At 70.8% G+C, this 11,891-nt stretch carries 8 protein-coding genes; 3 read left to right on the top strand and 5 right to left on the bottom strand.

From position 1 onward, the window contains the following. The first annotated feature begins 98 nt into the window (after positions 1-98). Complete coding sequence (locus ACFT41_RS26525) at positions 99-482, top strand: zinc ribbon domain-containing protein (protein WP_377588632.1); 384 nt, start codon at positions 99-101, stop codon at positions 480-482. Here the strand turns inward: ACFT41_RS26525 and ACFT41_RS26520 are convergent. The 4 genes from ACFT41_RS26520 to ACFT41_RS26505 all read right to left on the bottom strand — a co-directional run bounded on the left by ACFT41_RS26520 (position 436) and on the right by ACFT41_RS26505 (position 6,435). After that, positions 436-1,563 (bottom strand): arabinogalactan endo-beta-1,4-galactanase, encoded by a 1,128-nt coding sequence (locus ACFT41_RS26520; protein WP_377588633.1) that lies wholly within the window; start codon positions 1,561-1,563, stop codon positions 436-438. The two genes, ACFT41_RS26525 and ACFT41_RS26520, sit on opposite strands and share 47 nt — an antisense overlap. Positions 1,564-1,667: 104 nt before the next feature. After that, positions 1,668-1,865 (bottom strand): hypothetical protein, encoded by a 198-nt coding sequence (locus ACFT41_RS26515; RefSeq protein WP_377588634.1) that lies wholly within the window; start codon positions 1,863-1,865, stop codon positions 1,668-1,670. A 197-nt stretch (positions 1,866-2,062) separates the two neighbouring features. Beyond that, positions 2,063-3,454: a hypothetical protein gene (locus ACFT41_RS26510; RefSeq protein WP_377588635.1), complete on the bottom strand. Its 1,392-nt coding sequence runs from the start codon at positions 3,452-3,454 to the stop codon at positions 2,063-2,065. Positions 3,455-3,492: 38 nt separating this feature from the next. Then, positions 3,493-6,435: a family 43 glycosylhydrolase gene (locus ACFT41_RS26505; RefSeq protein WP_377614018.1), complete on the bottom strand. Its 2,943-nt coding sequence runs from the start codon at positions 6,433-6,435 to the stop codon at positions 3,493-3,495. 475 nt (positions 6,436-6,910) lie between these two features. On the opposite strand from ACFT41_RS26505, the gene ACFT41_RS26500 reads away from it, so the two are divergent. After that, entirely contained in the window at positions 6,911-8,503 is a 1,593-nt protein-coding gene (locus ACFT41_RS26500; RefSeq protein WP_377588637.1) for a glycoside hydrolase family 43 protein, read from the top strand. Between the two features lie 55 nt (positions 8,504-8,558). Here the strand turns inward: ACFT41_RS26500 and ACFT41_RS26495 are convergent, their stop codons facing one another. Beyond that, entirely contained in the window at positions 8,559-9,869 is a 1,311-nt protein-coding gene (locus tag ACFT41_RS26495; protein WP_377588638.1) for a cellulose binding domain-containing protein, read from the bottom strand. A 599-nt stretch (positions 9,870-10,468) separates the two neighbouring features. On the opposite strand from ACFT41_RS26495, the gene ACFT41_RS26490 reads away from it, so the two are divergent. Continuing rightward, a complete protein-coding gene (locus tag ACFT41_RS26490) occupies positions 10,469-11,863 on the top strand; it encodes a ricin-type beta-trefoil lectin domain protein (RefSeq protein WP_377588652.1) in 1,395 nt (464 codons plus the stop codon). Positions 11,864-11,891: the final 28 nt, after the last annotated feature.

Here is an 11,891-nt window from a genome sequence, read left to right as displayed (position 1 = left end):
AACGCATGGTCAACCGCCAAGTCCTGACCGAAGACCAGCCCGGAGTGTTCACCCTTATCCCGAAACGGACCTAAACCTCCGAACCGCCCTCTCACACCATGCTGGAGTACAAGGCCGCGAGGTACGGGCGCACCTTCGCCCGGGTCGACCGGTTGTTCCCGTCTACCCGGATGTGCTCCGACTGCGGACGGATCAACGAGAAGATGACGCTCGACGTTCGAGCGTGGGACTGCTCGTGCGGCAGCCACAACGACCGGGACGTCAACGCCGCCAAGAACATCAGGGCCGCTGGGCAGGCGGACCTCAACGACCGTGGAGCGCACATAAGACCGGGACCCGTCCCGGCGGCGCGCAGAGAAGCGGTAACCCACCCGCACGCCGCGTGTCCCACGCGCAGCGTGGAGGGAATCTCCGTCCTTCAGGGCGGAGAGGAGGTCAAGGCGTCCAGCGGATGTTGGGGTTCACCTGGCCGGTCCAGTTGAAGATGGCCATGTTGTCCCACTGGTTGCCGGTGCCGTTGATGTTCGCCGGGTCCCACCCGTTGCCGGGGACGGCGTACCAGGTCGGCTCCCAGTAGAAGACGCCGACGGCGCCGGCGTCCCGGGCGGTGTTCTGCACCCAGGCGAACTCGGTGGCCTGGCCGCTCCAGCTCGCGGGGTGGCCGGCGCAGGGCTCGGTGCCGTTCACCGAGTTCGGCTCGCCGTCGGCGTTCGCGGCGGTGAACGGGTACGCCGTCTCGGTGAGGACGACGGGCCTGCCGTAGCGGGACCGCACGTCGGTGATGACGTTGTAGAGGTTGGCCAGCGTGCCGTGCCACATGCAGTAGTAGGACAGGGCGGTCAGGTCCCACTGGACGCCCTTGGCCCGGATCCCGTCGTAGAACCAGCGCGCGTTGGCCATACTGTCGGCGTTGGCGGTGTGGATGATCACCTGGGTGCCGCCGTTGCACTGCTTCGTCGCCTGGTGGCCGGCCTTGAGCAGCAGGCTGAGGTTGGTGAAGTCGTTGTTGACGACCCTGCCGTCGTTCCACAGCATGCCGACGTTGATCTCGTTGCCGATCTGCACGCTGTCCGGCGTGGTGCCCTGTGCCTTCAGGCTGGAGCAGACGTCGTAGGTGTAGTTGTAGACGTCGGTCTGCAACTGGCCGATGCCGTGGTTCGCCCAGGCGGCGGGCTTGAACTGCTTGCCCGGGTCGGCCCAGGTGTCCGAGTAGTGGAAGTCGATCATCAGCTTGAGGCCCTTGGCCTTGACCGCCCGCGCGTACGCCAGCACCCGGGCCTTGTTGTTCCAGCCGCTGACGGGGTTGTTCCAGACGCGGAGCCGGACGTAGTTGACGCCGAGGCCCTTGAGAATGTCGAGCGGGTCCCGCGCGGTCCCGCCGGCGTCGTAGTAGCGCGCGCCGAGGTCCAGGCTGCGCTGCACCGAGGAGACGTCCGCGCCCAGCATGGTCAGCGTGTTCGCGGCCGACGCCGGGGTCAGCGGCGTGAGCAGGGCGGCCGGCAGGGCGACCAGCGCGAGGAGCGCGGCGACCCAGGACCGCAGGACGCGGCGGCGCGAAGTCATCCGACCTCCTCGGTGGCAGGCGCGGGGCCGGGCCCCGGCACCGGATCGGCATCAATCGATGCCTATGTATACCACAGTTAGGTCGGTCGCCCGAGGTGCCGTGGTCAGCCGTGCTGCCCCGGGCGGTCGCCCGCCGCCGACGTCGATCCGTGTGCCTGGTCGGCCGGGCTCACCGCGAACGGATGCCGTAGCCGCCGCATCGCCTCCTCGCTGCCGTCGAAGGTCACGCCCTGGTCGTCGAGCCCGTCGGCCGCCGGCGTGGTGAGGAAGAGGGCCGATCGATCATCGTCATGAGAAGTCATGCGGAATTCCTGTTTCTGGTGAGGGAGAACCCGGGTGGCCGCGGGCGGTCGTGCCGCGCGATTCCGGTCGGCGCTCGCTGACGCCCGACCCGTGGTGCCCGACTGCGGAGGACCGCCTGTCGACACCGACACCCCGCACCATACCCGGCGCCGTCCTCACCCGCGCGGCCCGGACGCCGCTGGCAGGGTCACCGCGGTCAACTCGTCGAGGCGCCTGCCGTGGTGGCGGACGCCCGGCCTTCCTGCCGGGCCCGGTCGAGCAGCAGGGCGAGCCGCCGCCGCCGTCGCCGACGGACGGTCCGCACCGCCAGGGCGACCGCCGCGAGGACGACCACCAGACCCAGCTGCGGCCACGGCACCGTCCAGACCGTCACGGTGGCCGTGGCCTGCCGGGCCTCGGCGACGGCCCCGTCGCCGAGCGCCGCCGGAGTCACCGCCACGGTCGTCCGCAGCGGGCCCAGCGCCCAGACGCCGCCGACGCGGGCCTGGGCCACGCGACTGCCGCCGGGCAGCAACTCCTCGACGTCGACCGTGGTGTCCCGCCCGGCGAGGCCGAACAGCTCCGAGACGGTCACCCGGCCCTTGCCGGACGCCCAGACGTTGCCGTCGTTCGCCACCACGTACCGGATCCGGACCGTGCCCGGCGAGAACGGGTTCCAGGAATGGGAGTACGAGGCGGTGAGGTCGTCGACCGCCAGGGCCGCCGTGGCCGTGCCGCTGGCGCGCAGCATGACCCGGAAGCCGACCCGGCTCTCGACGGCGACCGTGCCGCCGGTGCTGGTGACCGACGCGGCGATGCCCGCCGGGTGGTCGCCCGGCGTGGCGTCCCCGGGAACGGTGATGGTGAAGGGCACCACCTTCGTCTCGTTCGCTGCGACGGTGACCGTGTCGCGTACCGCGATCCAGGTGCCGCCGTCCTTCGACGCCTCGCCCGAGGGCAGCATGTTGAAACGGCCCTTGTCGGTGAGGTAGCCGTCGGCGGCCTGGAGGCGGAAGACCGCGGCGGCGTCGCTGAAGTTGCGCACCGCCAGGTGCTCCGTCACCACCTGCCCGGGATCGAGCGTGCGCTCGATCCACCGCCGGCCGTCCGGGCCGTTCGGGTCGGCCGGCTGCACCGCCCAGGTCAGCTTCGGGGCAGCGGGTTCCGCGCCGGCCCCGGCGGGCGCGACCGGCACGGTGACGAGCACCGCGGCGAGGATGGCGAGCAGCCTCGGCAGCGCCTGCGGCACGGAACGGATCATCGGGCGTCCTTCGGCGGCGGGGTGCGGGGTGGGGCCGGCCGCGACCGGCCCCACCCCGCGCGTGATCATTCGAACAGGGACAGGGTCAACGTCGAGGTGTACGCGCCCGCGGCGACGTCCGCCGGGGTGCAGCAGGGTCGAGCCGTCCTCGGACAGCGCGACGGAGTCGCCTGCGACCGACAGGGCGAGCACGCCCGGCTCCCGGATCTCCTCGATGTCGACCGTCACCCGCACGTCGGCGCCGTCGCCGTCCTCGGCCAGCGCGGGTGACGGCAGCGCCGCCGTCCCGGCCAGGAGGGCAGCCGCGGCACCCGCCGCGAACAGCCGCTTACGCTTCCATGTGTTCATGCGATCTCCGTTGACGTCCGTGGTTGTGGAGTTGGTGCTCATCCGCCGCAGCTGATGGCGGGGTGGGTGGCGGTGGTGACGGTGGTGATGGTGGTGCCGTCGATGGTGCCGGTGGCGCGGACGGTTGCGGTGCCGGCGGGGACGGAGGTGGTGCGGGTGGTGAAGGACTGGTAGGCGTTGGTGCCGGGTGTGACGCCGGTGACGGTCCGGGTGCCGTACGTGGTTTCCAGGGTGATGTCGACGGGTGCGGTGTGGCCGTTGGTGGCCTGCACCGCGACGTACGCCCGGCCGCCGAGGCACCGCGCCTGGGCGCTCGCCGTCACCGGCAGGCCGGGGGCGGCCCGGAGCACGCCGAGCCGGGCCAACTGGTAGCTGAGCACCCGCTCCGGCGCGTCGATCTGGTTCTGGGTGCCGAACCGACCGGCCCGGGCGGCCTTCGCGGTGGCGAGTGCGCCCCGCATCGCGGCCCAGGCGTCCGCCGGGTAGCGGCGGCTGTCGAGCGTCTCCGCGTACGTGATGGCCGAGTCGAGTCCGCTGGTGTCCAGCGGCAGGCCCTGCGCGGTCAGCGTGTCGCTGAGCAGGTAGTGGTCGAAGTCGACCCGTCCGCCCGTCTCCTGCGTCGCGTAGTTGAACAGGCCGACCCGGTGGCCCATGAAGTGGGCGAGGCTGCCGTCGAGCGTCTGCGGGCCGACCCGGTTGCCGAGCCGGGTCCAGGTGAGCCCGTCGAGGCTGTAGTGGAACGTGGTCCAGAGCTGCCCGACCGGCGAGGCGAAGTCGAGGTCGGCCTTCACGTACACCTCGGTCGCGTCTCCCAGCGGCACGGTCGTGCCCGGCAGGAAGGCCTCCAGCGCGGCCTGGTCGAGGTCGACCGCGAACGGCTGCCCCCGGTTGACCACGCCCAGCGTGTTCTGGCCGCCGACGCGCTGCACCGCCACGTACGAGAAGCCCCGGTTGTACGCGGCCAGGCCGGCGACGTCGCCGTTGCGCATGCCGGAGATGTCCATCCGGGTCTCGGCCGACTGGCGCGGGCCGAAGGTGCGCTGCGAGAGGGTGTTGCGCGCCTCCTCGAACCAGGTCAGTTCCGCCCGGTTCGACAGCTTCGTGTAGACGTACTGGCCGGTGACCACCTTGCCGGTGGTCAGCCGCAGCCAGCCGTCCCGGTCGGTGAGCGACCAGTACCGGTTGTCCGGGGCGTGGTTCCACTCCCAGGCCAGGTCCAGCCGCGAGCCGTTCGGCGCGATCTCCGCCTCGGCCGGGTACTCGGCCGTCACCGGCTGCCCGACGACCGAGACGTCGTCGATGAGGTACTCCACGCTGGACGACGCCGGCTGCGGGCTGCCCCACGGCGTCTCCACCGCGAACTTGACGTTGGCGAGGTTCGCCGTCGCCGGGAAGGTGTACCGGCCGGTGACCGTCGTCCACTGCCCGGCCGGCACGTCGCCGGACGCCATCACCTGGACGCCGGAGCCCCAGTCCGCGGCGAGGTTGAACCGCACGCTGGCCGGGCCCGACGCGTACCTGATCTTCGTCGACACGGTGTAGGTCACGCCGTGCTGGAGCTTGCCGGCCAGGTACTGGTTGGGGCCGGAGCCGTTGAGCGTGCGGTTGCCGACCCGCAGCGCCGCCGCGCCCGAGGCGGGGTCGGCCGCGTCCAGGCCGAGCGTGGCGCCGAACTGCGCGGCCCACGGGGAGACGCTGCCGGCCTCGAAGCCGGCGTTGTCCAGCAGCTCGACGCCGAGGAGCGACTCGTCGAGGTCGGGCGGCGTCGGGATCGTCCACTCCTCGTCCTGGTACGCCTTGTGCGGCGCGTCGTTGGCGAAGTCGTCCGAGGCGACGAGGCTCTTCTGTCGTTCGAGGGCCTCCTCGGCCGGGCTGAGCCGGATCGGCTTGTCGAACACCCCGTCGACCGGCACGACCCCGTTGGTGCCGAACGTCGGCCACCCGTCGGACCAGGTGGCGGGGATGAGCGCGGGGATCCGGCCGATCGGGAACGTGTCACGGAAGAACATGCCGTGCCAGTCGGTGCCGCCGCCGGTGCGCGAGACCGGCACGAGGCTGCCCTGGGCGAAGCCGTTGGAGTTGAGCACGCCGCGCGCCTCGTAGGTGTTGACGCCGCCGGCCGAGGTGTACCGCCCGAGCAGGTCCTTCGAGCGGAACATGACGACCTGACGCCCCTGGCCGGAGGGCCAGGTGATGATGACGGCGTAGTACCAGCCGTCGATGCGGTAGAACTGGGCGCCCTCGAACAGGCCGCCGATGAACGGCTGACCGGCGTAGTCGCCCGCCGTGAAGATGTTCGGGTAGTCCTGCTCGATGGCGGTCAGGCCGGCGTTGAGGCGTACCGCGCTGGTGCCGCCCGAGCCGTAGAAGATGTACGGCGTGCCGTCGACGTCGAAGAAGAGCGACGGGTCGTGCAGGGCGCGGCCCAGGGACGTGCGCTGCCACGCGCCGTTCTCGACGTCGTCGGTGCGGTAGATGTACGCGCCGTTGAGGTTGTTGGTGTTGAACGCGACGTAGAACATGCCGTCGTGGTAGCGCAGCGACGACGCCCACTGCCCCTGGCCGTACGAGTTCTGGCCGTTGCGCAGGGAGAACGCGTCGCCGATGCTCGCCCGGTCGAAGACGTAGTTGACGGTCTCCCAGTTCACGAGGTCGTAGGACTTCATGATCGGCGCGCCCGGGCTCAGGTGCATCGTCGTGCTGATCATGTAGTAGATGTCCCGGCCCTCGTCGTTCTCGGCGGCCGGAACCCGCTCGACGCTGACGTCCGGCACGTCGGAGCGCAGCAGCGGCACCGAGTACGTGCCGTCGCCCCTGTCGGTCGACGTGTGCGACGACTCGGGCGACCACCCGTCGGCGGCCTGCGCCGCGCCACCGGCGGACACGACACTGGCGCACAGGAGCGCCCCCACGACTGCCAGCGAGACCCGCCGTAGCCCTCCGGACGCACCGGAGACACCAGGACCCACGGATACCTTCATGCGCACTCCAGACGCGAACGTAAGGGAAGCTCATAGTGTTATCGCTCACATGCGCTGTCAAGGCATCGTCGAGACTTGCCGGAAATCCTCGTGAAACAGTCGCGATGCGGCTTGGAGATGCTCCCGAAATGCGAGATCGGGCCGCTGGGCATCGGCCGCAACTTACCCGAAAACCGGCGAAATCCCCGAGTGTGATCTATGGGTCGAGAGATCAGGAGAGTCCGATATCGGGCATCATGTTCGCGCTAACACGTAGGGCTCCTGAATGGGAGGTGTGAGGCGTGCGATTCGCATCCCGGGTTTTGCGGGAGAGTGGAGTTAAGTCAGGGAAGTCAATGCGCCAATCCAATTTCGTGGCGTGCCCTCGGCTCGTTCGACGGCCTCGCCGGGCCCGGCACCCTCGGGCAGCCCCTCGCCCGACCTTGCGAGGCGACCCGCATCGCACGGACAATCTCGAACTCAGGGAGGCAGTGGAATGACTTTGGCTCAGGCCCGCACGAGGCCCGACGCGGACGGCTGGAGCGACGGCGCGTTCACCAATCCGGTGCTCGCCGGTCTGCACCCCGACCCGAGCGTCTGCCGGGTCGGCGACGACTACTACCTGGCCTGTTCCAGCTTCGAGTACTTCCCCGGGGTGCCCATCTTCCACAGCCGGGACCTCGTGCACTGGGAACAGATCGGCAACGTGCTGGACCGGCCCAGCCAACTGGTGCTGCCCGCGACGATGCCGTCGTCCGCGGGAATCTACGCGCCGACGTTGCGCCACCACGACGGGCGCTTCTGGCTGATCGTCACCAACTGCGCCGACGGCGGCGGCAACCTGATCTGCACCGCCGTCGACCCCGCCGGCACCTGGTCCGACCCGGTCCGGCTGCCCGGCATCGCCGGCATCGACCCGGACCTCGCCTGGGACGACGACGGTGACTGCTGGTGCACCTACGCCGGGATCGAGCAGGTGCGCATCGACCCGTACACCGGGCGGACGCTCGGCCCACCCCGCCGGCTGTGGTCCGGTGCGCCGGGGGCGCAGGCGCCGGAGGCACCGCACCTGTACCAGGTCGGCGGCTACTGGTACCTCCTGATCGCCGAGGGCGGCACCGAACGCGGACACGCCGTCTCGATCGCCCGCGCGCCCGCACCCGACGGGCCGTACGAGCCCTGCCCGGCCAACCCCGTCCTCACCCACCGGGGCACCAACCGTCCGATCCAGAACACCGGCCACGCCGACCTCGTCGAGGCGGCCGACGGGACGTGGTGGATGGTGCTGCTCGGCGTACGCCCCGGCGGCGGCACCCCCGGCTGGCACGTGCTCGGGCGGGAGACGTTCCTGGCCCCGGTGACCTGGGTCGACGACTGGCCGGTGGTGGGCGAGGTCAAGCCGGTCATGTCGGCACCGCCGTGGACCGCGCACCCGGTGCCGGCGCCGCCCGTACGGGACGACTTCGACGCCGACGGGCTGCACCCGCGCTGGGTGTCGGTGCGGTCCCGGCCCGCCGGAAGCTGGTCGCTGACGGAGCGCCCGGGCTGGCTCACGCTGCGGGCGCGCGGCGCGTCGATGGACGACCCCGACGTCACGTTCGTCGGCCGCCGTCAGCAGCACCTGTCGTGCCGGGCCCGGACGCTGGTCGACGCGACCGGTGGGCGCGGCGGGCTCGCCGTACGCCTCGACGAGCGGCACCACTACGAGATCGAGGCGGGCGACGGCGAGGTGCGGGTGGTCGCGCGGATCGGATCGGTGCTGTCGACGGTGGCCACCCGGTCGGTCGCGGCCGGCCCGGTCCGCCTTCGCGTCGACGTGCTCGCCCCGTCGCCCGGCGACTGGCATCCGGCCAAGGAACCCGACGTGCTCCGGTTCGGCATCGAGGCGGCGGACGGTGCGTTCGATGTGCTGACCACACTGGATGGCCGTTACCTGTCCACGGAGGTCGCCGGCGGCTTCACCGGCCGGGTCCTCGGCATGTACGCCGGGACCGGCAGCGTCCACTTCGACTGGTTCGACTACGAGACCCGTGGCCACGACGCGGTCCCGGACGAGACGCGGACGTCCGGGGCCGAGCCGGGGCACTGACAGCCGACGGGCCCGGAGCCAGGCGGCTCCGGGCCCCGGTTGGGCCGTGCTCAGCTCAGGGGCTGGTGCAGGAGATGTTGCTGGGCGCGGGGCCGTCGCCGGTGGCGGTGAACCCGAACGTGGTCGACGCGTTCGAGCCCAACGTGCCGTTGTAGGCGGCGTTCTTGACGGTGACGTTGCCGGTGGTGCCCGTGTTGGTGCCGTTCCAGACGCTGCTGAGGGCCTGGCCGCTGCCCAGCGTCAGGCGTACGGTCCAGCCGTTCAGCGTGGCGGCGGTGTTGTTGGCCACGGTGACCTCACCCTGGAAGCCGCCGGGCCAGCTGTTGACCGCGCGGTACGTGGCGGTGCAGATGCCGGGCTCGCCGGTCGGCGGCGGGGTCGTCGGCGGCGTGCTGGTCGGCGGCGTGCTGGTCGGGGGCGTGCTCGTGGGCGGCGCGGTGGTCGGGGGCGTGGTCGACTCGAACTGGGTGAAGAACTTCCAGATCTCGCCCGAGGTCCAGGTCCGGGAGTCGTTGGGGCTGGAGGATCCGTCCACCGGGCTGGGGGTGTGGTCGCCGTCGAAGGCGGCCCACTGCACGGGGTAGCCGGCCCGGCAGCCGGAGTAGAGGGTGGTGACGTGGGTGAGGCTGCCCCGGCTCGGCTCGCGGGGGCTCTGCGCGGTGCAGCCGTTGTTCCTGACGAACGTGTCGCGCAGGGACCGGCCCAGCGAGATGTTCAGCACGCTGTCGTAGATGCCGTGGATGCCGAAGTACGCGACGGGCTGGGTGCCGCCGCTGCATCCGCTCAGGTTGGCACCGGACAGGACGGTGACCGCACGGATGACGGTGGGGCGGGCGCAGGCCACCGCGTAGCTCATGGCCCCGCCGTAGCTCCAGCCGAGCGCGAAGCGCTGCGTCGTGTCGACGCAGAGATCGTTCTCCACCTGCCGGCTGATGTCGTCGAACAGGGTCAGGTCCCGGCCGTTGGTGTTGGCCCAGCCGTTGTCGATGCCCTGCGGCGCTACGAAGATCGCGCTGTTGTTCGACAGCGGCTGGAGCCCGTAGTAGCCGGCCGAGGCGACGTTGTTGGCCGAGCCGTTCAGCCAGTGGAAGCCGAAGATCAGCCGGTAGGGGCGGTTCCTGTCGTACCCGTCCGGGATCCGCAGGATGTAGCTGCGGTTCTGCCCGCTGCTGGAGATCGTGCGCGTCCCGCTGGTCAGCGTGGGGGCCTTGCCGCAGCCGGCGGTCGCCGCGAGCGTGCCGTTCGTCGCGGCCTCCGCCGCGCCGCCGAAGCCGCCGGTCAGCACGCCGCCGGCGGTGGCCACGACGAGCGCCGCCGCGGCCGCGACGGAGGAGAGAACGTGTCTGTGTTTCAAGTGCCTCACCATTGCCTGGCTCCTTTCATCGGTCGTCCTGTGCTGGTGGGGTCGCGGTTGCCGGCCCGAAGGTCAGGGCCTTCGAGCCGGCAACCCCGTTGGCGTTCGAGGGTCGGCAGGCCGGGCGGTGCGGCAGGAGGCCGCAGCTGTTAACGCTCACACATATCGATGGATATAGGTTTTCAGAAAGTTGCGGATTTCTCAAGCGATAGTTTCGAGCTGGTTGCCGGGGTGTCACGGCGGGCGGGCCGAGCGGCGTCGCCGGGCCCGGGTTCGCGTCGGCCGGCGCGGCGGCGCAGATCGTTCTCAGAGTGCCGACCCACGACCGAGGAGCCCGCGAAGGCCACCGAGGCGGCGGCCGAAACTATCGGGCCCCCATGCTCGCCGCCACCGGTTGAAACGCCTGGAGTTGTCTGTCAGCCTAAGAGCCATCGATCGACGTGAACGTTAACAAGGCATTGCCAACGCTGGAGGCGCCTCACCCCGCATCCTCAGGCCCACCCAGCTGCCAGGTGACCACGTCCACCCACCTGGCGAGCCCAAACGCCCGCGACCGCTTCCCGGCGGGGGACCGGGCCCACCCCACCACCCACCACCAGGAGGTACCGACAGTGCGAGGACCCGCACACCACCCCCCGCCCCCGGGGAACACCCACGCTGACCGAGTGTCCCCCGGCTTTCGGGGGCGGCTGGTCAAGCTCGCCGCGGCCGGGATCGCAGCCGCCGTCGGGTTGTTCACCATGACGGTGGCGACCGGGTCGGCCTCGGCTGCCGACAACCCGTACCAGCGGGGTCCGGACCCCACCCGGGCCAGCGTCGCGGCCGAGAACGGCCCCTTCGCCAACACATCGGTCGGCGTCCCGACCGGGTACGGCTTCAACGGCGGCCGGATCTACTACCCGACCGACACCAGCCAGGGCACCTTCGGCGCCATCGCCATCTCGCCCGGTTACACCGCGCTGTTCTCCGTCGAGCTGGCCTGGATGGGGCCGTGGCTGGCCTCCCACGGCTTCGTCGTGATCGGCATCGAGACCAACAGCCGCAACGACTTCGACACGGCGCGAGGCACCCAGTTGCTCGCGGCGCTTGACTACCTGACCCAGCAGAGCCCGGTACGCGACCGGGTCGACCCCAACCGGCTGGCCGTCTCCGGTCACTCCATGGGCGGCGGTGGGGCGCTGAGCGCGGCCATCCGGCGCTCGTCGTTGAAGGCGGCGGTCGGCATCGCGCCGTACTCGCCGTCGTCGAACCTGGCCACCGACCAGGTGCCCACGATGGTCTTCTCCGGACAGGCGGACACGGTGGTCACCCCGTCCTACGCCATGGGTCTGTACAACAGCCTCCCGGCCACGACGGAGAGCGCCTACCTGGAGGTCGCGGGTGCCGACCATGGGTTCATGGTCGGACGGTCGAATCCGGTGCTGATCCGGACCATGCTGCCGTTCCTCAAGATGTTCATCGACAACGACGCCCGGTACAGCCAGTTCCTCTGCCCGCTGCTGGACTCCAGCGGCGTGGTCACCTACCGCAGCACGTGCCCGTTGCTGCCCACCCCGCCGACCAGCCCGACGGCGACCCCCACCACCACCCCGACCACGCCTCCGCCCACCGGCTCGCCCGACACCGCCAGCCAGCTCGTCGGCACGCAGTCGGGTCGGTGCATCGACGTGCCCAACGCCTCCCGCGCCAACGGCACCCGGGTGCAGCTGTGGGACTGCAACAGGCAGTCCAACCAGTCGTGGACGTACACCGCGAACAAGCAACTACGGGTGTACGGCGACATGTGTCTGGACGCAGCCGGTTCAGGCAACGGCGCGGCGGTCCAGATCTACGGCTGCCACAGTCAGACCAACCAGCAGTGGAACATCAACTCCAACGGCACCATCAGCAGCGTGCAGTCCGGGCGCTGCCTGGACGTCTGGAGCACGGCCAACGGGGCGCAGGTCCAGCTCTACGACTGCCACGGACAGGCCAACCAGCGATTCAACCTCACGCCCCTCGCGTGATGATCATTACCGCCGTGCTCGGACCGGT

This window comes from Micromonospora sp. NPDC057141, from assembly GCF_042670805.1.
Lineage (GTDB): Bacteria > Actinomycetota > Actinomycetes > Mycobacteriales > Micromonosporaceae > Micromonospora.
The sequence above is the reverse complement of the archived record's forward strand: the minus strand, read 5'-3'. Positions and strand labels throughout refer to the sequence as shown.